This is a genomic window from Pseudomonas sp. PDM26, from assembly GCF_019219185.1.
Taxonomy (GTDB): Bacteria; Pseudomonadota; Gammaproteobacteria; order Pseudomonadales; family Pseudomonadaceae; genus Aquipseudomonas.
In genome coordinates, this window is record NZ_JAHUWC010000009.1 from 169,745 (window position 1) to 191,019 (window position 21,275).

Sequence of the window (21,275 nt, forward strand, 5' to 3'; positions counted from 1 at the left end):
GTGAATGTTCACTCAATGCGAGTGGTTGCTGCTGTTACCCCCGGCATCCATGATCGTGCCGGCGCCGGTGATGTCGCCGGACACACTCAACGCACCGTCGATGCTCACCTCACCCGCTAGCGTGATCTTGCTGGCGGTCACCCGCACTTGATCAGGCGTCACGTCAAACTGCGAGCCACCGACCGTGATGGTCGCTCGGCTGCCATCGGGTAACGCGATGCTGTAGCTGCCGGCTTGCCAGTCGTAGACCAGCGAGCCGCCATCGTCGAAATACCAGGCCTCGACGTGATCACGGTTGTCCGGCGGCGCCCCTGCGTTGCCATACAGCCCCGGGATAAAGGTGCCCATGGCCGGATCACCGCTGGGGCTGAACAGCGCGCCCTGCTCATTCATGCTCGGCGCGCGCCAGTGGCGGGCTTTGCCAGCGGCCAGGCTATGCCAACGCACCCAGGCACTGACCCAAGCTCCGGCCTTGACCCGCACCCGACCGGACATCAGATCGACACCGACCACCACACAGGGCATCAGCATCGCCGCGATCATCCGGTCGTGTTCGGCGCTGGCGTATCCCATGCCAGATCCTCCGGTTGAAAGTAGTGATCTTCATTGCCGGTACCGATGCAGCCATCGACGTTCAGGTACAGGGAGCCCGGGGGCTCGACAGGCCAAAGCCACTCAACCTCACCGAGGTAGATCTGCTGGGTCCACTCCACCGTCCACACGGTGTAGCCATCCAGTTCGGGTTTGGTCCAGTCCTGACGCGAGGCGACGAACTGCGCCTGTTCGACGTTATCCAGCCCCCAGGTCTGCGCTCGCAATAGAACCGCAATTTGTGCCGCCAACTGCGCACCCAGTTGCTGATGGCGGGCCAACTCGGGCGCGACAATGACCCGCGCTTCAAAGCGCTGGATCAACACGGTTTCACCGGTGCCGATGTCGGGCCCGGGCTCAAACTCAACCGGCTCGAGAAATACCGCCGGCAACGCTATCCGGTCCTGAATGTCCGGACAGGTCGCCACAAACCGCACCGAGGGCAGTGCCTGGCGGATGTGGTCCTCGATGGCGGCGTACAACGCATCCAGCGAAAAGGCAGGATCAGACACGGGCACTCCCCTTCAGGTATTTGTGCAGTTCAAAGTTCATCTCTTGTTTGAACACGACCAGTAGACGCTCGTCGGCCTTGTTGGCCCAAGTGTAAAACGGACCTTCAACGTCTTCGAGCGAGACCTTGGCCTTGGCCAGTGGAAAGCGATTGTCGTTTTCCGCGATCCAGCCCGAACTTGTGCCTCCACCCGCGGACGCGCTGCTGCCGGGATAGTCATCCGGGTTGAAATGTTTGCTGGAGGTGCGGATCCAGATATCCGCCTTGTTGCCATACACACGCTTGTAAAAGGCTCCCTGGTAGCGCCGCCCCGCCACCGAGACACCAGCCTTGCCCTGCCGGGGATTGCCTACCCGGCTGGCCTCCATCGGGTTGGTGCCAAACCAGAGTTTGCCCAACTGGCCCTGGCCTTTGATGGGATAGCTGCGCAGACGCTGACGCACCGCCCGAACGGCGATTCGTTCCTGCTTGCTGACATCCCGCGCCATGTGCGTGGCCAGCCAGCCCAAGGTCTTGTTGATTGCCCGCCGTTGCGCCGCGGCGGCCGCCTTGGGCATCACCTTGGCCAACTGTTTAAAAGCCTGCATATCGTCTGCGGAAAACTGCAGCGAAACCGGCACGGTACTCATGCTTTTAACCTCAACGACAAGGCCACCAGACCATCACCCGCCGGCTCCAGGTGAATCAGGGTGTACTCGCCACCACCGTCCAGGACTGGTAAATCGATGTGCACCGCCTGCGTTTTTTCAACGCCCTGAGCATCGGCGACCCGAATGTGAAAGCACGGCTCGCGCAGACCGGTGTTCAAGCGTCCGATTTTGGGCTGCAACCAAGGCGCCGAGAACATGCCCAGCACGCGCCGACCTTCAATGAAGGCAACATCGGCCAGGGTGTCGAACACCACGCTGTCGATCTCCGCGACCAGGTCTCGAAAGGCCATGGTCAGAGTGTCAGCAGGATCTGAGCCCGTGGCCGCGTGCACAGGTGCAAGGGATTGGATTGGGCTTCACCGGCCATGCCCTTGTTGAACGGCAGTGGTTCCAGCTTGCTGTAATACGGAAGGCCTTGGGTGTTGGCCGTTTCCATGTAATCCGCCGGAGCAAAGCAGGAGATGTACAGCTCCGGCACGCCTTCGGGAATCAACAGGGCTGTATCGTCATGAATAAACGACACGCCAGCGATTCGCCCGCGGTAGCGCTCCCAGACGATGCCGCCCAGCTCGAAGCTGTCCCGCGCATCACCACGCAACTCGGCTGCCTGGATCGTATTAAGGTAGGTTTCCTCAACCGATTTGTGTGTGATCAGCTTGTTCCAGAAATTCTTGCCACAGAAGGCCCGCGCGCCCGAGCTGGTGACGCTACCCAGTTCATCGTCCTGCATGTCCAGCGCTTCGGCGCACTTGACCCGAATCTTGGTGGCCGAGTCATTCAGGCCCATGGACAAGCTTTGTTGCTCCACACCAAACGCCTGATAAATGTTCAGCAGGACCGTCGAGCCATCCGCGTCCAGCACCAGGCCGTTCAGCGCGCCCATGCGTTGAAATTCATGGGTGGCATCGAGCTGACGTTTGGCCTTGCTCAGGCGCGTGTTCACTACGCCCTGCACGGCCTGCAACTCGGTGGTCGTACCAAAGGCGCGAATGCCCTGGATCTCGTCGGCCTTGATGGTGAAACGCTGCGGCAGGTGCACGGTGTTGAACGGAATCATCTGACGTTTGCTTGCACCCACGACCAGACCCGAGGTGCCGCGCTCACCCGCCGGCACCAGGGTCAGGGTGTTGCCGTCCTTTTCGATCTGCACGGTCAGGGTGCTGATCCCTTCCTCGCGAAACAGGCCAAGGCTGCTAATGCGGCCCGGCAGGTATTCCTGCTCATTGATCGCCGCGGTCAGCGAAGACACGGAAAAAACATCGTCGGTAAAAATGCCAATGTCGGCCATAAAGGAACTCTCCGGAAAAGCAAAACCCCGCTCAAGGCGGGGTTTGGATGAAAGGGAAATGCCTTAGCGGGCAATCACAAACTGAACCGCCAAGGCACCCTCGGCCTCAGCATCAAAACCTGTCAAATGCACCTCGCTGACCTCGGCCAGCCGTACCACTGCACTGGCGCGACGCTCTTCGGTCGATTCGCCCAGTGGCCCGTAGAGGATGCAGGCCGCCACTTCGGTGCCGTCGGTGGCGGCGGGATCGTAGGGGGCAAACTCATTGGTCGCCGTGACCAGCCCCAGTACCTGGCCAGCATTCAGTGCGGCACCAGCGGCCACCAGAATGGATTCACGAGAGATCTTCCCGGCCCCTTCGGAGAGCAGAAACTCGCCGGCGTGTAGCGTTTCGTACTTTACGGTCATGCTCGTGCTCCTTTTGCACTGTTGGATTGCCCCGCATGGACGGCCTGACGGGCTGCCCAAATCGAAGACGGATTCGGTTGTTTCGCCTGCACCTTCGGTGCTGGGTCCTCGTCGAGGGGCACGCTGTTGTCGATTTCGAAACCGTTGCCGCTACTGACGATCTTGTCGAACAGCCGCGCGCGTACCGCCGGCTCATCCAGCCCCGCTGCCACGTATTCGGCGCCCAGTTCTGGCAGCCTTGCCGCGACACACAGGTCATGCACCGCCTTGGCCCGGGTCAGTCCCGCCAAGACAATCTCTTCGCTTTCAAGTTGGGTCGAACTGAGCAACGGCGCGACCAGGTTGCTGATCCCCGCCTCCGCGCAACGTTGAGTTATCAGTAGCGCCAGCTTGGCCGAGTCGACCACGGGTGCGGGTGGATCGTTTGGCGCCGGCTCCGACTCCGGATCTGGGTCAGGCAACTCATCGAGCTGGGCCAGCAATTCAGCCGGGGTGTGCTGGTAACGCTGCATCACCCCGCCCTGCCCCAGACACGCTTTGACCTGCACCCCATCGCCCACCTCATCGGCCAGCCCCAAGGCAACCGCCTCACTGGCGGTCAACCAGGTTTCGGCAGCCACCAAACCCCGTAACTCCACCTCATCAATGTTCGGTGCCTTGGCTTTGTAGGCCGCGATGATCGCCTCCATGGTTTGGTCGAGGACATCGGCCACTTTGCGAAAGCTATCGGCGTCGCCGGCCGCGTAGGTCCATGGGTTATGAATCATCAGCATGGCGTTGGACGCGATCACCACCTTGTGGGCACCACACACCGCGACACTGGCCGCGCTCGCGGCCAAGGCATCGATTCGTGCCGTGCAACGCTCGCCCAGCCGTGACAACGTGTTGTGCATGGCCAACCCGTCAAACAGGTCGCCGCCGATGCTGTTGAACGCCGCGATCACCGGCGACACGCCATCATCGACGGCGCGCAGATCCTGCATAAACTGACTGGCCGTAATGCCCCAGGTGCCGATCTCGCCGTACACAAAGACTTCAATCAGCCGCTCGGTGGCTTCACCGCTGGCATGCACGGCGTACCAGCTTTTGTCCTGCACCGGCACCCGCTGGCCGGCCTTGTTGTAAATGCGCGGCGGCGTTTTCTTGCTCATGTCTGCTCCTTGTCGTCGAACGCCTGGAGCAGTTCGACGAGCGTGCTGTAATTAAGACCTTTACCGCGAGCGCGCTCGGCATCGGCGGCGTTTTCTTCGTCCACCGTTTCGGCGTCATAACCGGTGCGCAGGACCATTTCGCTACGCGAGGCAAAGCCGGCGTTCACTTCCATCGTGCGTGACTGAACATCCTGAACCGGATGGATATACGCCCAGCCTTGTGGCACCCAGCGTGTACGCAGGTACTCACGGCGGCGTTTGGCGTAGTCCGGCAACAACACGGCGCCGCTGAGCACTGCCATGTCCATCCACGCGGCCCGCACCGGGCGACACAACTGGTGCACATACACACCAAATTGCAGCTGCTCCAGTCGACGCCGGAACTCAGTGAGCACCACCCGCAGCGCTCGGTCATTCACTTCGCGCATGTCGCCGGTGAGGATCTCGTACGGCATTCCGGCGCCGGCCGCCGCCGCCATCAATTGCTGACGCATGAAATCCGGGTAGTTGTTGCCGGCATCTGGCGGCGAGGAAAACTCGACCTCCTCGCCCGGCAGCAACTCCTGCATGGTCCCGGGTTCCAACGCCACCATGGGCGTGAAACCATCCGAAGCGAGGTTCAGCGGCGCACCGGTCACCGGGTCTACCGGGGTCTGGATGTCATCCGGTGAAGGTTTTTTAATAAAACCGGCGAACAGGTTGGCCACCTCCTGGCGGAACAACACCGCATCGTCATAGTTGTCCAGGCTGCGCAGGCGTTTGAGCACCGGTGATAAACGCGGCAAACCACGCAGCTGACCCGGTTCGACCGGCTCAAAAATGTGCAGCACTTGGCTGGCCGGTACGCGCACCAACTGGTTGTAGCCGCTGTTCAACGACGCGGCATCGCCGGGATGCGAGCGATACATCCAGTACGCCACCCGGCGACTGTCCGTGCTGAACTCAATGCCGGCGCGAATGACGTTGCCGTTACGGGCCATTTCGGATTTGTCGTGTGGCACAAACTCCGGTGCCAGCACCTGGAGTTGCAGCGGCACCACCAGCCCCTCATCGAGGCTGCGCGGGCGCAGGCGGACAAAACACTCACCGGCTGTTTCCACTGTCCGGGCAATCAGCGCCTGCTGTCCGTAGAAGTCGGTCAGGCCATCGGCGTCGGACTCTTCGGTCCAATCAGCCCAGAGTTCCTGCAGCAGATGCCGAAGCTCGTCATCCTGGGTTTTCGGTCGCGGCGTGATGCCGGTGCCGATCAGGTTGCTGACCCGCTTGTCGATGATGTTGAAGGCGTACGGGTCGTTGCGCACCGCCGCGCGGGAACGCGAGCGCAGGTTGCGCAGCGCCGGAATGGCAATGCTGTTGAAACCGGCGTCGGGAGCATCCCAGCTGGCAGAGCGGCGCCCTTCAGCAGCCCCTTCATAGCTGGCCTTGATGTTCGACGGGATCAAGAAACCGCTGCGGCCCAATGTTGGAAAGTGACGAGCCATTACAGTCCCTTGCCTCCATGGTAAAGCCGTACGATGCGCGAACGAGGTCCGGCCGCCGCGATCAACGAGCTACGAATTTCGTCGCGTGCCCTGAGCAATTCGTCGATGTCGCGGTACTCGACGTTGCGATCGGCGTAGCGCACGATTTTCTCGCCGCGCGCAATTGCCTTCTCGACCGCATCGAGTTGCTGTTGGGTAAAGGCCATGGGGAATCGCTCTCAAGAAGAAATACAAATGCAACAGTGCCTCCACTCAGCGCCGTTTTTTGAGGTAGCCGCTGCTGGAGCTTCGACGCTGTGCAGGCCGTGCAATGGGCAGCGGTACTGTTGCCGGCTTGGCCGGTGGCAATACGGGATCAGCCGATGGTGGCCCCGGAGCGCGGACGCGTTCGACTGCAACGGCTTTTTCACCCGGAGGCGCCGCCTGCAACAGGGCGTTTTTCACCCTTTCCCAGTCGTGCTCCTTGTAACGGTTCAGTCCCAAGTAATGCGCCATTGCCAGGCTGTACACCATCAAGTCGAGGGCTTCGTTGCGCTCCGCCTTGCCCTTGACCCATTCGATTTTTTTGTAGCCTTTGACGTAGCGAGTCACCTTGCGCTCGGCCACGCACTGGGCGAAAAAATCATCCGGCAGGTCGTTGGCAAAGTGCAGCGCACCGGGACCGTCTTCCACCGGATAGCGGTTGTAGATCCAGTCCTTGGCCGTGTCGGTGCCGACGAACCACAGCTCGACACCCTTGCGCTCGGTCAGGCCTTTCCAGGTAACATCCATCATCGATGGCCGCTGTGCAATCACCGGGCGACCCGGCTTGCTCGCGCCCTTGACCGCGAAGATATTGCGCCAGCGCCGCAGCCGGCAGAACTGGTACACCTCGTCGGTGTGATTGCCGCCGGAATCAATGCCGGCTGCCCGGATCGTCAGCTCCGCACCACACGGATGCGGATAACGTGCCTTGAGTTTGTCGTCGAGCACTGACCAGGTTCGATCGTCGGAGGGGTCGCCCCAGATCACTTGATAGTCGATGATCCAGCGCTCCATGCCGGCGCCCCAGCCCACCACCATGAACTCCAGCCGGTTGGCCTGAACGTCAACCGAGGCCGTGAGCATCAGCACGGCGGACGGCATTGCCCCCAGCCCGTATGTCTCCAAGCGTGCCCGAGCCATCAGCACATCAGCTTTGGTCTGCTCTTGGGCGCTGTCCCAGACCTTGGCCAGACGGGTGTTATAGAACACCTGCATTGGCTCAAGATCACCACGGGACATGGCTGTTTTGGCCTTCTCGAACTGCTTGGCCAGAGCGGCCCAACCTGTCCAGCCGGGTGGCGAGTACAACGCATTGAGGTTGAAGCCGACGGTTTCACCATCACCCAGGGCATGCGCCCGCCACTCGCCCTTGGCCAACATCTCACCCTTATGGTGTTCCTCGATCAGCACATCACAGTTCGGCCCGGCGCACTCGTAGTGTGCCAATTGGCAATCCGCCGAGTAATGCAGGCGTTCCCATTCCAGGACTTGCATGTGCCCGCAATTCGGGCACGGCACGTAGTAAAAACGCTGGTCGCTGGTCTCGAACAGATCGGCAATGCGCGAGGCGCCTCGGATCGTCGGCGAACTGGAAAAGTAGAACTTGGCGTTACGGCCAAACGTACTGCCCCGAGTTTCAGCCAGTTCAATCGGATCGCCCTCCTCGCCCACGTCCACCACCCAGCGATCCACCTCATCGCCGTAGATGTACCGGGCCGACAACTCCGAAAGGTTCGCCGCTGAGCCCGCGGTGGTGACATACAGCGAACCACCTTCAAACTCTTTGGTGTCCATGGTGTTGCGCGCATCCCGCGAACGGTTCGCGGCCACTCGTTCGCGCAGCACCGGGGTGGCCTTGATGGTCTTGCCGATGCGCGACGAGACTCGTTTGGCCAACCCCAGGCTGGGCAACAGCGTGAGAATGTTGGACGGTGCCATATGGATCAGGCCGCCGATCCAGTTCAAGGCGATCTGGGTTTTCATCAACTGCGAGGCCACCATGGTGACCACGCGCTTGCACGGATGGGCTGGTGACAAACAACGCATGGGCTCGCGGGCATACGGCGTACGCGCCGTGCGGTACTGTCCGGGTTCGGCGGCCCCGGCGTCCCGTGGGATGCGCATGAACTCGTCAGCCCACTGATCGATCCAGACATCCGGCTCTGGCCGTAGCCCGCGGAAATACGCCTCCCGGTACACCGCTGCACCGTCGGGCATTTCCGCTGACATGGATTAGCTCGCTGCAGTCAAAGAATGGATGAGGTCAGTCGAGGACATCCGCTCGGCATCGTCCAGCACGCGGCGCAGTGCGGCGGTGAGGTGCTTCTCGATTTGCCAGTGATCACTCATGGCGGCCAATTCGGAGGCCAACTGTGGCGGCATACCCAGCAACAGATCCCGCAACATCCGCCCGGTCGTGTACGCCGCCGTTTTAACGGCCTCCAACTCGACGTGGGCGCCACGATTCTTGTGAAACTCGCTCTCGGTCAGGCGTGACTCATAAAACTCGCGATAGGCGCGCGACTCCTGAAAGTCCGGGATGCCCTCGACGGACAATGGCGCCTGGTGCGAAAGAACGGCTGAAGGCTCGCATTCGATCTGGGGTGCCGGGGTAGTGCCTTCCGGCCTACGCTGTACTCGTTCGCGCTCATGCCGCGCCGCCACGTTGGCTTTGCTCGGATCCGCGGTGCTGAACAGCAATCGGTCCGTGGCCTCGACATCCACCATGCCGTCCGCCATCAGAACCAGACGACCGCTCTTGGCCAACTTCGACACATAGGGTTTCGACCAGCCTTGGCGAGCGGCGAACTCCGCTTTGGTGAGTGCTGTCATGTCCATGCCTTACGGTGAACCCGGCTGCGCCGAGAGTTAACCGAGTAAAATAGTCGGTTAACTCCTAGGTTAACCACCTCAAGACCACGGCCCGCTTGGCTTTCAGCCAAATCCGTAGCCTTTCAGTCATTTGCTTAGTTAACTCTTGGTTAACTGCCTTAGTTAACCAAGCTGAAAGCCACGGCCCGACTGACTTTCAGTCGACTCGACAGTTGGCTGAGTTAACCAGGTTAATTCGTTAGTTAACCGCCCTGTAAGCCATAGCCCATAAGGCTTTCAGCCCAGTTAACCAAGGGAGTTAACCAGTTAACTAACTTTGGAGGGGTGCCGCTAACGCGTTTGCGCGAGTCTTATGCCCCGTGTTCCTTGGAAGTTGCCAGGGTCCCCGATGGATTTTGAAACATCGACAATCCACATGGGCGGATGTCCCGTGGCGGTTGAAGACCGTTCACGATTGCCGCGGCGTACACCGCTGCCGTTGCAGTATGGACAGGTGGGTAAGCCTCCTGTGTCCGCACGTGATCGACGCGTTTAAAACGGACGCAGTCGTCATAGACCACCACTTCCCATGATGAGATCGCTTGTTTGTGGCTCATGCGGATAATGCTGCAATCTGACGGGCAATCTCGTCATGGATCAACTTGGCTGACCAGGTATGCGCGATGAGGTCGGTACCGGCCTCCAGCGTCGCGGCATCACCCTCAGCTGGAATGACTGGCTTGTCGCTCAGGTCATTGTAGCTACCCGAAAAGTCCGAAGTCCCACTACCTGTAGCAGCACGAGCAGCGGCGGCATCGACGCTCACCAGCACCGCCTTGCCGACATCCGAGGCGTCCGTGATGTTGTCCGACGTAATGTCGCCCGGTGTGCCGGCTGCGTTGCTCGATCCCTTCACCACAGCCTGAAGCACTTGAAAGCCTTCAGTGATGGAGACAGGACTACCGTAAGGCTGCCAGCCATCGGCCATGGCCTGTGCCAGTTTGGTACCCAGCTCCTCGGGGGTGTTTGCGACGACAGTGTCATATTGGGTGTAGGCCATTATCTAAACCTCACAATTGAATGATTGAGCGTTGAGTGGCTGACTTGCAGGAGGGTCACCACGATGGATATGGCCCGTGAAGGCATAGGAAAACAGGAGCACTAGAGGCAGCACGCAAGGACGACGCTTCACGGCGCCGAATCCGATTGGGGAAATTTGCTTTCAGCAATCCGATCAGCCCAATACGCGACCTTCTTCACTCCGAGGAAACCCACCCAAATGCCAACCGGCTGGGCCAGCGACGGCGACAAACCCATCAGCTCGAAACCCCAGATAATGCTCAAGGAGAGCAGGACACACATGGGGCCTTCGATAAGCGCATCCTTCCAGGTGCCGCCGGTGTAGAACACACGCAGCACGGTCATGCACAACGACAGAAATGCCGCAAAAATCGTCTGCGAGTGTTGACTCAGCCACGTAAAAACAATGGCCCATGTATCTGGTTTATCCGGCATGGACAACATCTCGGCACGTTCCCGACAAGGGAGTTGAGGTTTCAAAAGATGGCGTTCTCCGCTGATGGGAATCCCAAAAACAAAGAAGCCCCGCACAATGGCGAGGCTTTGAAGCAGCAAATAAAAAGCCCGACGCAAAGGTCGGGCGCTTCTATGGTGTCGCGCTGTACAGCTGAACACGTTGCTATAAAAGCAGAGCTATTCCATATGGACAACTGTTTTTATAGGTATTCGGAAAATCCTGTTTTGTTTGCGAAATCGACGCCACTTGACCAGTCATTTTCACCGGTGTGCATGAGACGCTCATAACGGCTGATAATGGCTAGGAGCGGACATTTGAAGTGCCAATAGCAGGAGAGCTCTCCCAAGGCCCGAACGCATTTCCACGAAAACCGGACGTGCCAAATCCGTTGTTTGTGCGCGACTCATTGCTCTACGAAGTTTTTCGTTCATCTGGATTCGCCGAGACCGGAGCTAGAGGATGATTATTCGCACAATCAACCGAATCTCGCTCAAGCCGGCCCTCTCGGGGTCAGCGAAGACATCTACTTCATCCAAAAATTCCGACAGCAGGGACGGCGTATCTAAAATTTTCTTCAGGATGTACTAAGGTACATTCGAGCGCAGGGGGATTGATCTCCCGTCACCTTTGTAACTTCTTCAGGCTGTCTCAGGGCGGTGCATAGGAGTGGCTTGCGCATCCGAACGATGGATTCACGGAGGATGCAACAATGGACGCAGGAGCAACGACTCTCGATGCTTTCCGCTTTCTGGACATCAGGAGCCCCAAGCCGGTTGGCAGCGACCCGCAGCCAGCCTATGTCGTGACACGAGATAAGCTGCGGTTTCCCCTCACCTTGCTCGAGGGGAAACTGTCCGAGCTAGTGCACGACAACAACTATGTTGATGCGCTGAAGAAGGCAGTTCTCACAGATGACGGTGCGGCTGGATGGACTGCGTCGGGTGGATATGTCGACCACCTGGCCGAGTACGAATTAAGACTTACGGACGACAGCTCCCCCCCGGAAGAGGTGCGCCAGGAAATCCATGATCTCTTCAAGAAGCTCTCCAAAGGCCTGTCGGTTGATGACTATCTCTCGACGCCGGCATCGCGGGACTGGGACTCGTTCCTTTCCAGTGTGATCGCGAAAACCATGGGCGACGCGGATGTCGCTCCCTCCCAGTTGAGCCTACTGGCTCGTTCGCTGCGGGTTGCGGCTGCCATCTACAGCGTCCTACCTGTAGATGGCACCGCTGTCGTCGAACCCGAGCCCGATATCCGCCCACTCATCGTCTCGTCGATTTACATCGGACGGGACCTGTTTGACCCGAAAGCGGTAAGAGACAAATGGAAGAAAGTGCCCCTCAAAGAAATCAGCTCTGCGTCACGCGAGATGCAGGACGAACTGGTGAAGGAAGTGGTCAAGCTCGACTTGGCGGCGAGCGAGCTCCGCACGACGCTCATGGGGCGTTTGGCGATCTTGCAGCTGTCCCCGGCGCCGGACCCAACAGCCGAAGCGATCGCTCCGGCGGCAGGTGATGTAGCTGCCGGACAATCAGCAGCCGACCTCGTGGTCAGTCTACCCAAGACGGGACTGAGCCAGACGACGATAGAAATGCTGCTGACGGAATACGGTGGGGCGGACAAAGGCACCAACATCGAAAATATTGACATAGTCTCTGTGCTCGGTCGCCTCGGAGCCGACTTGAGTTCGAAGGGTGGCCGGCTGTTTCGGGGAGGCAGTCAGGCGGCAATAGCGACATTCTGTAGCCAGCATCCGCTGCTCACTAGGAAAATGGCCGTCAGCGGCGATCTGCCCGAGGAGCTGCTTCGCGACCTTCCTCTTTTGATCCCTGCGCCGATTTTTGACCAGCCGGAGCAGAAGAAAAAGCCTTTGGGTGCCAGCGTCCGGCCGTTGGGCGTGGGGGACCTCAAGGTTGTGAAGCAGAACCTGCTTCGCTATGAGGCGGGCGAGGTGGCCCACGTGGAGAACGTTCTGCAAGGGCAGCAAAAGGAGCGGGTCCACTCCGTCAAGCAACGAACTGAGGAGACGTTTACGATCGAGCAGGAGCGATCAACATCGTCCGAGCGAGACCTTCAGAGCACGGACCGATTTGAAATGAAGGAGGAAAGCACTGCGGCATTGATGGAGAAGCGGCAGAACGAAACCGGCGTAACAATGACCGCATCGTATGGCGCGGTGTCCATTTCGGCCAATACGAAATTCTCCGACGTATCGACATCAGAGCAAAGCCAGAAACTCTCGCGGTCATTTGCACGCGAAGTAATCGACCGGTCGGTGTCCAAGGTTCAGCAGCGGGTGCGGGAGGAGCGCACCCGCAAGACGACCTTGGACATCGAGGAGACCAATCGCTACTCCCTTTCCGCGCAGAAGCAGAACGTTATCGGTGTCTATCGATGGGTGGACAAGGTCTACTGGGCCCAGGTCCACGTCTACGGAAAGCGGCTTATGCTGGAGTTCATGGTGCCCGAGCCTGCGACGCTCTATGTGCACGCTCAAGGGCGTGGCGTACCCGATCCTGCGGCGGTCCCTCCCCCCGAACCTCTACAGATTTCCGCCCATCATCTTCAGCGGCATAACTATGCGGCGATAGCCGCCAAGTATGGCGCTGAAGTGTCCTCACCTCCGCCTCTGGCACGCTCATTGAAGTTCATCGGCCGGACCGACAAGGATACCGCCGCTACAAACGTCGAAATCGAAGATGGATTCGTCGGAATCGCGGGCGGCGTGTCCTACGCCGGGTTCGGTCCCCAGGGGGCAGTGACGAGAATCCTACTTGGAACCAATCTCTGGAACTCCAAGGACGCCAACTGGTACGTGCAGTACTTCTCCACAGGAGTGGTGGGCCACATTCCTTTGCTGGTTTCCACGAACCTATCTTCATATAGCGCCTCCGCGCAAGTCGTGTGCGTGCCTAGCGACGCAGCGTTCGAAAAATGGCAGCTCGACACATACAAGGCGATCTCCGCGACTTTCCAAGTGAGGCAGTCGGAATACGAGGAATATCTTGCCTCACGAAGCAAAAAGGAGACAACGGTCCCCGTCGGCTCCGATGCGGTTAACAGGGACATCGAACGCCGCGAGCTGCAGCGGGCATGCATCGAGATGCTCAGTGAGCAGCACTTCAGCGCTCTCGGTGCCATCAAGAACAACCCGACAAGCGGTTGGCCTGAAATCGACCTGGCCAGTGCGACGCCACAGGGGGCCTACGCGGCGTTCTTTCAGCAGAGCTTCGAGTGGGACCAAATCACATACATGTTCTATCCCTACTACTGGTCGCGACAAAGCGAATGGGGCCGACAGATCAACGCAAACGGTGGAGACATACTTTTCTCCCGCTTCCTCAACGCGGGATATGCGCGTGTCATTGTGCCTGTGCGGCCCGCCCATGAAAGCGACATCCTCTATTTTCTGGAGACCGGGCAGATCTGGGGCGGTACGGAGCCTCCGGTACTGGGCGATGCCGATTTTGTCAGCGTCATCGACGAGATCAAGGAGTCGCTTGACGCCCCGGATTCAGGCACGCCCGAGGGACATCCCTGGCAGTTCCGGATTCCGACTTCACTGGTAATCCTCGACGCAGAAGGGAAACTTCCCGAATGGCCCGCCTCCCTGCCTATGCCGGAAGTGTTCATACCGTCAAAGGAGACCTGTGGAGGCATTCCCTACAATCTCAATCAGTGGAAGGATGGAAAGAGCAAGGCAGACGCCGTCCGGTTGCTGGGCTACGAGTTGAACTCTAAGGACGATCAGGACGCCGTTATCAAGTCCGCCAAAGGCGTTATTCGCTCGCTGCAGATGCGATTCAATGAATTAGGCGTGGCGGCACTTCTCGGGCGACAGTTGAAGGTCGACGGCATTCTTGGACCATGCACCTTGCGAGCCCTTACCTACTTCGTAGCGTTGCACAAAGCCGGTAAGTGGCCGGGAGCATTGTGAAAGTGATGCCTCGAGATAACTACATCATGCTCGTCGGGCATAACTATGACGAGCACAAACTCGATTTTTCGCTTTACGCAAAGGAGCGCGCGCGCCAAGCGATCAACAGGACAAAGAAAGGCAAGGACATCCACGTTCAGATAATGGATGTGAGCGCGGGGACTACATCTTCCATCAGCGTCGCCTGGCAGAGCGGCACGTCGACCACTAAGATCGGGACCCCAAAGACGCATGAGCCTGTAACAGCGAAGTCGTACGATCGGAACGGCGCGTTCAATCCGAACCAACCGCGAATAATGTCGATCACCGACCTTTACGCCGCGGTCCGAAAGATCGGCGAAACGGAGCCGGGTACGCTAGTCGAAGTCAGCATCTTGTCGCATGCCTATCTTGAAGGGCCAATCCTGGTGAACAGCGACGACAACCTGCCTGATGACCCGATAATGGGCACTCTGAGCATCCGCGACCCCAACGATAAGGACGGGCGCTCTGGCAAGGACTTCGATGTCATGCAAGCAAATGAGCTTGCGCTCTTTCGCAACGCGTTTTCCCCTCAAGGTCTTGTATGGATCTGGGGCTGCAACTCCAAGCCGGCAATGCACCAGCTCTTGTCAACTGTTCGGCGAAAGCAACCCAACAATTTCGCAGGTGGGATGATCGAATTGACCGGCCTTACTAGCGAACTGATCGACATTATTGTCAGGCTAAATGGCTACCTGAATGTGGATGTCACCGAACTACGACGCAAGTACCGGTGCAAGTTCGACGCGACAAAGCTCAGATCCGCTGTGGCGGCCATGGTCAAAGGGTCGTATCAGTACAAGGTATCGTCCGTAGCAAAAGTCCGCGCGGTCGGCGCTCTCCCCGCCACTTACGCGGTTAAGCGGTCGAAGACCGATCCGCTTCAACTGCTACACATAGAACCGGTGACGCGGAAGCATTCCGCCTACTACAGCAGCAATTTCGGCATTAAGTTCGATGATGAAAACCGTGGTTATGCAATCTTCGAACCTGGATTCGTGATTGACTAGTCCTTCCAAGCGACCACCCGCTTAACATCAGAGGGATTAAATCGATCTGCACTTCGCTGACCCGTTCGCAAGCCATATGCAATGAGCCGTCGCGAGCAGCGCTTTGAGCTTCTGCTTGGACCTTATGGACACTTGAAATGCAGCTTGCATCGAACTCTAGAGCGGTGCGTTCAGATCCTATGGCCGATCTGTGCTTCAACCGGGCTTAGAATGATCCAATGGCAGCTGCCATATCTATGAAACTCAACGTCGGCTGCCATCGTATCTCTTGTGTACCAAACTAAAATAAAACTAGCGGGGAAGATATATGTACAAAAATATTGTGTTGCTGATGTTTTTTTTAAGCGTGTGCGCACAAGTAAGTGCAGGCGGGTTCAGCGGAGAGCTGAGACTTGTTCCAAAGGGGTGCCAGAACACTAATTCAAGAGTATGTCGTCTCGACTCTATGTTAACGTTCAAATCGACTGATGGCTTGGTTTGGCAAACTGACGTTTGGACAGATGGAAATGGCCAGTCCGGCACTACAGACGGCGCTTCTATACCAAAGTGGGCGCAGTCGGTAATCGGCGATGCCTACGACGAATCATTCCTAAAGGCAGCAATAATTCACGACCACTACTGCTACGAGGAAAACCACGTACGCACTTGGCGACAGACCCATCGGATGTTCTACGATGCCCTGAACGAGCTCGGAATAGTCGGTGTGAAGGCAAAGACAATGTATTTTGCCGTATATGCGTTCGGACCTCATTGGGTGAAGCTGGTCCCTGGAGAGAAGTGCGGCGAGAACTGCATCAAGAGCATAGATATTTCTGGCGAGAAGATGGATACGGACCAATTTGATTGGCCTGTGGCGCAGGAAGAGATCGCAAAATTCAAGCAGATGGCAGAAAAGGATCAGGATTTGAGCTTAGCGGAAATTGAAAGTTACGCAAAGTTGATTAAGCCTGATGATTTTTATCAAAATCACGGAGATACCTATGTGCCAACAGGCAGCGACGATCCTAATTTTTTTTCAAGGTATTGAGAAGTAATGCAGAGGCTAAGGTCCTCCACTTGCTGTTGACGCTAAATTGAGCATTTAAAAAAACGCCTAGCAATTTTGCCAAGTGCAAAACGAACGTCCCATTGCTTTGGGTTCAGGCTGTGTGAATACGTTTTAGAGCAAGGTTGACGGTCAGAATCGGAGCAAGAATCGCGTTTTTACGTAAATTTTCGGTTTGCTGACCAACCAATAATCGGTAGATTTTACGTAGCAACGCAGACTTCAATACAGTGCATGCGTTTTCACACAGCCTGGGTTGAATGCGGCCGTTCGTCACTAGGACGTGGCCGCTCAAGCCCCCGCAAAAGATAGTCAATACAGATGCAATGCCTGGTCAGGTGGTATGCAATTGGGGGGCAAGTCGGAGCAATTACCAGCTGTGATTTCGACAGTCCCTAAGAGTGGGCTATCAGAATGCTTGCCCGTATATCTTGTCGAACCCCCATCCTTGATACTCTCGAGAACACAATCAATCCAAGCTACTCCGGCCTTCATTAGCTCCCGAGCTTTCCCCTCGCTCACGTGGTGATACCGACCGACCCGAACTGCCGACCATTTCGCCCCGAAGTACAGCCAGACAATATCCCCCATCTGCTGATCACGTTTACACAGGCGAGCCAACGCGGCGTCCACGATACAGGCAAGCTCGTCGGTGATGCAGTACGACTTTGCAGGCGATGGCATTGCATCGCGCATCAGTGCCAACATGGGCGAGGCATAGCTGGGGATTCCCCTTCCATCCATACGCCACCATCCCCATTGTTCTAGAAGGTATTCCGTATAGCCTAATGGGTGCAGCGCTGGTTTTCGAATCATCATGTGTAGTACCCCTCAATCCCCGGTGTAATTCGATCCGCCGGCACCGCGACGGTTGTTCTGTTGGTAGTAGGCGGCCGGGCCTGTTATCGATGGCCCACGCTTCAACACCTCAATTTCGCGCTGAGCCTGCTGCAATTTGAAGCTCAACTGGGTAACTAACTCATCCGAAGCAAGCACCATCCTGCTACCCGCCATTACCCAACCTGAGCCGTTGCAATCGATGCAAACCAGCTCATAGGAAACACCCTGCACCACGGCTTTACCCTTGCAGGTAGAGCAATGCTCTAGTTCGACCTGCGCCTTACGAAAGCCAGGAACGTGGGCTTTTTTCATGTTTTGAATCCTCGCCTATGGTTGATTCTTGAATGGCCTTGCAGCCCTTGTGTCCCGGGGCTTCCAGCGCATTACCGGAATCTCCGGATCTAACGCCGGTCAACGTATGAATCTGGTCAAAACCCTTCGTATCTAGATGCGTGTGCCACTGCTCCAGGGCATCACGCTTGCGCCCCATCACGTCCGACTGGATGTACACCTTCACGTTGTGGCCCATCGCGTGGTTGATCAGCAGCTCACCAATCAGGTGATCAATGCCTAGGTCGGCCCAGCCGGTACGTGCCAACTTGCGCAAGTCGTGACTGGTCCACTCGCCCTGCCCCAGCCGCACGAATACGGCACTCGCCTGCCCTTCACTGAGTGTCTTGCCGTTACGAGACGGGAACAGGAACTGGCCGTCATACCCTTTGGCCCGCTGAATCTCGCGATAGCTGATGAGCACCTTGCGCACCTGCTCAGTCAACGGCAGGCGATGCTCGACGCCGGTCTTGGTGTGCTCGGCCGGAATGAACCACTCACGCTCGGCCAGGCTGATGTGCGACCAGCGTGCCTGCCGGGTTTCTCCGATCCGCGTGCCGTGGCAGAGCATCAGCAGCGCCAACAGACCATCCCCTGGGTTGTTCGCCATCGCACCGAGCAAGCGCGCCATCAGGTCTTGCAGCTGGGTGCCGCGCAACCGAGACGGCTTGATCCCGACCTTTGCCTTGGAGAAGTCATTGAACTTGATGCCCGCCATTAGGTTGGACGAAATCAGGCCCAGCTTGAACGCCTGCCGAAAGGACAGGGCCAGCAACTGGAACACCGAACGTACGTAGTCGATGGAAATGCTTTCCTGCAAAGGCCACATGAGCTGACTATCGAGGGCTGCCTTGTCGATACCGGTCAACGGTAGATCGCCGAGACGCGGCATCAGATGGCATTTGATCATGGAGGCACCGGTTTTCTTACGCTTCCCGGACAGGTTGCGATCACGCGCCATGCGCTCGGCGTACCACTCAATCAGCTCACCGGTCATGACCCACTTGGAAACGGTCGAACCTTCTTCGGCAGCAACCCGCAGACGGACAGTCGGCAGCGCCGCAACCACTTGCTTGGTGCTTAGATCCGGAAAACCACCAATGCGATGCCAGGCGCGTTTGTTGAGCAAATACCAGGACCCGCGAGCGCGGTTTTTCGCGAAACGAAAGTGCAACGCCGGGTGACTGGCATCACGCAGATCACGGATATGCAGCTTCTTGGCGTTGCGTTCGATCTCAGTATCCGACAGTTTGACCGTCAGGGTTTTTACCAAGGCCGTCATGTTCGGGCACCGGTAGGATTTTCAAGGTCAACAACCTGGAACGTGGTCGGCCACATCCAAGCGCCGTAGCGCTCGGCCATTGCCTGATCCACGAACAGCGCCAATGCGTGATCAGGGGGACTGCCCAGGTCAATCTTGTACGAGCAGCAGAACACGGCAAACCGATAGTTAGCGGGGTCCGGAACAGCCAGGCGGCGATCAGACAACAGAAGATTGATCCCAAAACACTTGTGCACTTAGAAGCCCTTCAGCAGAGATTGCAATTGCTTGAACTTATCGAGCGCCTCGGCGTTGGCTTCGCGCTCCGTTTCAACGGAAAGAGCCACCTCCTCGATGCGGGTCGCCAGTTTTTTCATGCGTTGGGCAACTTCCTCGGAAAAGCTGATCACCTCACCGGACAGCACCGCCAATGTATCCAAAGCACTGATCTTGGGGTTCTTGATGGCAACGATGGCCGAGGTGGTTTCGTGCGACATGCTCTGCTCTCTCGGGGGCTTAATGGTGATGGCGGTACGCTGGTAGTGACCGTTAACGGGTTCGCGAATAAGACCCGCCTCCTTCAACTCGCCCAGGCCGCGACGGACGGCCGGGAACTGGGCGCCCGTGGCTTCGGCAGCGACCAACGAATTAAAAATATCGTGGGCGCTCCAGCGCTCCTGAATTGGTACAACCTGGAACACTTTGCGGGCGAGCGACGTTTGCCCGGCGAGCATGTTTTGTTGCTTGGCGGCGTTCATCAGAAGCTCTCCTTACCGCGTTGAGATTCCCACTCGAATGCCACGCCAATGCAGCCGTTTTCGCGGATGCGGTCGACACAGCGCGCACCAATGGCGTCGTTCAATTCGGCGGGAGACAGGTTGCTGACGATGATCGTCGGACGGCATTGTTCGTAGCGACCGTTGATGATGCTGAACAGGGTGGCCAGCTCGAACTCGCTCTGCTTGGTAGCGCCGACTTCATCGAGCACCAACAGGTCCGCGCCGATCACCTCACGCAAGATGTGCGCCTCGGACTCGCCTGAGCGCTCATTGAACGTCGCCCGGATCTCGCCGATGAGCGTGCCCACCGTGCGGTAGATCGCCTTGACCATGCATTCGTTGATCAGATGATTGGCCGAGGCAATGGCCAGGTGGGTCTTGCCGGTGCCGACCTTCCCCAGCAGCAGCATGCAGCGACCTTCCCGGCGATGCTTCGAAAAATTGTCGACGTAGTCGGTACATGCATCCAAAGCAATCTGCTGGGCCGGATTCGACACGACGAAATCGGCAAATGTCTTTTCCGCGAAACGCTTCGGTATCCGGGCGCTTGATTGCTGAACTATCCGAAACTGAGAGCGCTTGCGCGCAAGCTCTTGCATGTCGCGTTTGTTGCTCGCGCAGATGGGACAGCCAGACAGGTTGCCGCCCTTGAGGATGACCGCCTCGTATTCACCATGATCCAGGCAGCTCGCTGGCTGACGGCCGATGACGCCGAATTTGCGGTCCATGTAAGCGCCGAAGTTAGAGACGGAAGGTGCCATTGGCGTTCTCCTTGGTACCAGCCTTGTAATCGCGAGTTTCAAAGCCGGAATGGCGACTGGTCGGGAGTGGATGTGCGGGGATGACTGCTTTGTCGGGGAAGATCCCCGTCCATCCGTTGCTGATCGAAAGGGCCAGCACCGAATCGGGGGCTGGATGGTTCGCCAAGGCCTTGGCCTGTTGTTCACAGCTCTTGGCGGTGAGGGGTTTGTGGATTTCCTTGCGGTGCTGGCACCAGTCGGCCCAAACCTCGACGCCGACGTTTTCCGGCTTGGCGGTCAGCGGGTCGAACTTTGGCGATTTGCCTGGCGCGTTAGCGCCCTGCTTCTCCTGATTACTGGTTACCTGATTGGTACCCTGATTACTGGTACCCTGATTTGTCGGAGATTTTTCCGACCCTCCTCGGATATTTTTCCGACCCTGTTCGGATTTTTTTCCGACCTTGCTCGGAGTTTCTTCCGAGGTAGATCGGATTTTTTTCCGACCCTCAAACTCCTCAGAGGTCGGATATTTTTCCGACCCATCTAACTTGCGATTCCACTCTTTGGCCTTTTCGGTCAAACGGAATAACGAGACGTTTGCAGTGCTGGATAATTCCACCAGACCTGCCCTTTCGAGCCCTTTGAGAAGTCGATACGCGGTATCTGGCTTGTCGGTAAGCAGGGGTAATTCCTCAATGATCTTTGCCTTGGTCAAGACAAAGAAAATCCCGTTATCGGTCTTGATTGGTTTGGCCCAGCTAGGACATTCGTAGACAAAGGAAAACAGCAGCGCCTGTTGGGAGTTCAACCCCCACTCCAGCGCTTTCACTTGGTTGATCGCGATCGTGAACTGCATG

General features: G+C 57.8%; 22 protein-coding genes and 1 pseudogene. 3 read left to right on the forward strand and 20 right to left on the reverse strand.

Translation table 11 applies throughout. The annotated features are described in order from the left end of the window. Positions 1–12: 12 nt before the first annotated feature. From KW849_RS18715 to KW849_RS18775, 13 genes are all read right to left on the reverse strand, one after another. Positions 13–573 (reverse strand): phage baseplate assembly protein V, encoded by a 561-nt coding sequence (locus KW849_RS18715; RefSeq protein ID WP_218430758.1) that lies wholly within the window; start codon positions 571–573, stop codon positions 13–15. Then, positions 540–1,103 carry a hypothetical protein gene (locus KW849_RS18720; RefSeq protein WP_218430759.1) on the reverse strand — a complete coding sequence of 188 codons (564 nt, stop codon included), beginning with the start codon at positions 1,101–1,103 and terminating at the stop codon, positions 540–542. Before KW849_RS18720 ends, KW849_RS18715 begins: the two co-directional genes overlap by 34 nt. Further along, positions 1,096–1,731, reverse strand: coding sequence for a hypothetical protein (locus KW849_RS18725; RefSeq protein ID WP_218430760.1), 636 nt, complete (start codon positions 1,729–1,731; stop codon positions 1,096–1,098). Before KW849_RS18725 ends, KW849_RS18720 begins: the two co-directional genes overlap by 8 nt. After that, on the reverse strand, positions 1,728–2,042 hold the full coding sequence (locus KW849_RS18730) for a hypothetical protein (protein WP_218430761.1): 315 nt from the start codon (positions 2,040–2,042) through the stop codon (positions 1,728–1,730). Before KW849_RS18730 ends, KW849_RS18725 begins: the two co-directional genes overlap by 4 nt. A gap of 2 nt (positions 2,043–2,044) precedes the next feature. Then, positions 2,045–3,040, reverse strand: a complete 996-nt coding sequence (locus KW849_RS18735) for a major capsid protein (protein ID WP_218430762.1) — start codon at positions 3,038–3,040, stop codon at positions 2,045–2,047. A gap of 63 nt (positions 3,041–3,103) precedes the next feature. Then, complete coding sequence (locus KW849_RS18740; RefSeq protein ID WP_218430763.1) at positions 3,104–3,448, reverse strand: head decoration protein; 345 nt, start codon at positions 3,446–3,448, stop codon at positions 3,104–3,106. Then, positions 3,445–4,599 carry a head maturation protease, ClpP-related gene (locus KW849_RS18745; RefSeq protein WP_108217338.1) on the reverse strand — a complete coding sequence of 385 codons (1,155 nt, stop codon included), beginning with the start codon at positions 4,597–4,599 and terminating at the stop codon, positions 3,445–3,447. The genes KW849_RS18740 and KW849_RS18745 overlap by 4 nt, the downstream gene beginning before the upstream one ends. Then, entirely contained in the window at positions 4,596–6,080 is a 1,485-nt protein-coding gene (locus KW849_RS18750; protein WP_108217337.1) for a phage portal protein, read from the reverse strand. Before KW849_RS18750 ends, KW849_RS18745 begins: the two co-directional genes overlap by 4 nt. Continuing rightward, positions 6,080–6,286, reverse strand: coding sequence for a phage head-tail joining protein (locus tag KW849_RS18755; protein WP_027923826.1), 207 nt, complete (start codon positions 6,284–6,286; stop codon positions 6,080–6,082). The genes KW849_RS18750 and KW849_RS18755 overlap by 1 nt, the downstream gene beginning before the upstream one ends. Positions 6,287–6,332: 46 nt before the next feature. Then, complete coding sequence (locus KW849_RS18760; protein ID WP_218430764.1) at positions 6,333–8,333, reverse strand: phage terminase large subunit family protein; 2,001 nt, start codon at positions 8,331–8,333, stop codon at positions 6,333–6,335. Between the two features lie 3 nt (positions 8,334–8,336). Beyond that, entirely contained in the window at positions 8,337–8,936 is a 600-nt protein-coding gene (locus tag KW849_RS18765; protein WP_218430765.1) for a terminase small subunit, read from the reverse strand. Positions 8,937–9,528: 592 nt separating this feature from the next. Continuing rightward, a complete protein-coding gene (locus KW849_RS18770; RefSeq protein ID WP_218430766.1) occupies positions 9,529–9,975 on the reverse strand; it encodes a DUF1737 domain-containing protein in 447 nt (148 codons plus the stop codon). Positions 9,976–10,103: 128 nt separating this feature from the next. Continuing rightward, a complete protein-coding gene (locus KW849_RS18775) occupies positions 10,104–10,550 on the reverse strand; it encodes a phage holin, lambda family (protein WP_371319155.1) in 447 nt (148 codons plus the stop codon). Between the two features lie 611 nt (positions 10,551–11,161). Here KW849_RS18775 and KW849_RS18780 point away from each other — a divergent pair. From KW849_RS18780 to KW849_RS18790, 3 genes are all read left to right on the forward strand, one after another. Next, positions 11,162–14,392, forward strand: coding sequence for a hypothetical protein (locus KW849_RS18780; RefSeq protein ID WP_218430767.1), 3,231 nt, complete (start codon positions 11,162–11,164; stop codon positions 14,390–14,392). Continuing rightward, the gene (locus KW849_RS18785; RefSeq protein WP_218430768.1) at positions 14,389–15,423 is read left to right on the forward strand and encodes a hypothetical protein; all 1,035 of its coding nucleotides are present in this window, start codon (positions 14,389–14,391) and stop codon (positions 15,421–15,423) included. The genes KW849_RS18780 and KW849_RS18785 overlap by 4 nt, the downstream gene beginning before the upstream one ends. 307 nt (positions 15,424–15,730) lie before the next feature. Continuing rightward, positions 15,731–16,450 carry a DUF1353 domain-containing protein gene (locus tag KW849_RS18790; RefSeq protein WP_218430769.1) on the forward strand — a complete coding sequence of 240 codons (720 nt, stop codon included), beginning with the start codon at positions 15,731–15,733 and terminating at the stop codon, positions 16,448–16,450. Positions 16,451–16,912: 462 nt separating this feature from the next. Here KW849_RS18790 and KW849_RS18795 read toward each other — a convergent pair. The 7 genes and pseudogenes from KW849_RS18795 to KW849_RS31425 form a co-directional block, all read right to left on the reverse strand. Continuing rightward, a pseudogene (locus KW849_RS18795) lies at positions 16,913–17,287 on the reverse strand (antiterminator Q family protein); the annotation flags it as partial. Positions 17,288–17,299: 12 nt separating this feature from the next. Then, positions 17,300–17,620, reverse strand: coding sequence for a hypothetical protein (locus tag KW849_RS18800; RefSeq protein WP_218430770.1), 321 nt, complete (start codon positions 17,618–17,620; stop codon positions 17,300–17,302). Further along, positions 17,589–18,920 (reverse strand): site-specific integrase, encoded by a 1,332-nt coding sequence (locus KW849_RS18805; RefSeq protein WP_218430771.1) that lies wholly within the window; start codon positions 18,918–18,920, stop codon positions 17,589–17,591. The genes KW849_RS18800 and KW849_RS18805 overlap by 32 nt, the downstream gene beginning before the upstream one ends. After that, positions 18,917–19,126, reverse strand: a complete 210-nt coding sequence (locus tag KW849_RS18810; protein ID WP_218430772.1) for a hypothetical protein — start codon at positions 19,124–19,126, stop codon at positions 18,917–18,919. Before KW849_RS18810 ends, KW849_RS18805 begins: the two co-directional genes overlap by 4 nt. A 30-nt stretch (positions 19,127–19,156) precedes the next feature. Beyond that, a complete protein-coding gene (locus tag KW849_RS18815; protein ID WP_218430773.1) occupies positions 19,157–19,657 on the reverse strand; it encodes a hypothetical protein in 501 nt (166 codons plus the stop codon). Further along, positions 19,657–20,439, reverse strand: a complete 783-nt coding sequence (locus KW849_RS18820; protein WP_218430774.1) for an ATP-binding protein — start codon at positions 20,437–20,439, stop codon at positions 19,657–19,659. The genes KW849_RS18815 and KW849_RS18820 overlap by 1 nt, the downstream gene beginning before the upstream one ends. Beyond that, positions 20,420–21,274, reverse strand: a complete 855-nt coding sequence (locus tag KW849_RS31425; RefSeq protein ID WP_256357281.1) for a hypothetical protein — start codon at positions 21,272–21,274, stop codon at positions 20,420–20,422. Before KW849_RS31425 ends, KW849_RS18820 begins: the two co-directional genes overlap by 20 nt. Position 21,275: the final 1 nt, after the last annotated feature.

What these genes read in the sequence shown, in the direction of transcription:
- KW849_RS18805 (WP_218430771.1), bottom strand. Translation starts at nt 18,920, where the DNA reads ATGACGGCCTTGGTAAAAACCCTGACGGTCAAACTGTCGGATACTGAG.
- KW849_RS18730 (WP_218430761.1), bottom strand. Translation starts at nt 2,042, where the DNA reads ATGGCCTTTCGAGACCTGGTCGCGGAGATCGACAGCGTGGTGTTCGAC.
- KW849_RS18815 (WP_218430773.1), bottom strand. Translation starts at nt 19,657, where the DNA reads ATGAACGCCGCCAAGCAACAAAACATGCTCGCCGGGCAAACGTCGCTC.
- KW849_RS18750 (WP_108217337.1), bottom strand. Translation starts at nt 6,080, where the DNA reads ATGGCTCGTCACTTTCCAACATTGGGCCGCAGCGGTTTCTTGATCCCG.
- KW849_RS18740 (WP_218430763.1), bottom strand. Translation starts at nt 3,448, where the DNA reads ATGACCGTAAAGTACGAAACGCTACACGCCGGCGAGTTTCTGCTCTCC.
- KW849_RS18745 (WP_108217338.1), bottom strand. Translation starts at nt 4,599, where the DNA reads ATGAGCAAGAAAACGCCGCCGCGCATTTACAACAAGGCCGGCCAGCGG.
- KW849_RS18770 (WP_218430766.1), bottom strand. Translation starts at nt 9,975, where the DNA reads ATGGCCTACACCCAATATGACACTGTCGTCGCAAACACCCCCGAGGAG.
- KW849_RS18765 (WP_218430765.1), bottom strand. Translation starts at nt 8,936, where the DNA reads ATGACAGCACTCACCAAAGCGGAGTTCGCCGCTCGCCAAGGCTGGTCG.
- KW849_RS18755 (WP_027923826.1), bottom strand. Translation starts at nt 6,286, where the DNA reads ATGGCCTTTACCCAACAGCAACTCGATGCGGTCGAGAAGGCAATTGCG.
- KW849_RS18790 (WP_218430769.1), top strand. Translation starts at nt 15,731, where the DNA reads ATGTACAAAAATATTGTGTTGCTGATGTTTTTTTTAAGCGTGTGCGCA.
- KW849_RS18735 (WP_218430762.1), bottom strand. Translation starts at nt 3,040, where the DNA reads ATGGCCGACATTGGCATTTTTACCGACGATGTTTTTTCCGTGTCTTCG.
- KW849_RS18760 (WP_218430764.1), bottom strand. Translation starts at nt 8,333, where the DNA reads ATGTCAGCGGAAATGCCCGACGGTGCAGCGGTGTACCGGGAGGCGTAT.
- KW849_RS18820 (WP_218430774.1), bottom strand. Translation starts at nt 20,439, where the DNA reads ATGGCACCTTCCGTCTCTAACTTCGGCGCTTACATGGACCGCAAATTC.
- KW849_RS18715 (WP_218430758.1), bottom strand. Translation starts at nt 573, where the DNA reads ATGGGATACGCCAGCGCCGAACACGACCGGATGATCGCGGCGATGCTG.
- KW849_RS18800 (WP_218430770.1), bottom strand. Translation starts at nt 17,620, where the DNA reads ATGAAAAAAGCCCACGTTCCTGGCTTTCGTAAGGCGCAGGTCGAACTA.
- KW849_RS18780 (WP_218430767.1), top strand. Translation starts at nt 11,162, where the DNA reads ATGGACGCAGGAGCAACGACTCTCGATGCTTTCCGCTTTCTGGACATC.
- KW849_RS31425 (WP_256357281.1), bottom strand. Translation starts at nt 21,274, where the DNA reads ATGCAGTTCACGATCGCGATCAACCAAGTGAAAGCGCTGGAGTGGGGG.
- KW849_RS18725 (WP_218430760.1), bottom strand. Translation starts at nt 1,731, where the DNA reads ATGAGTACCGTGCCGGTTTCGCTGCAGTTTTCCGCAGACGATATGCAG.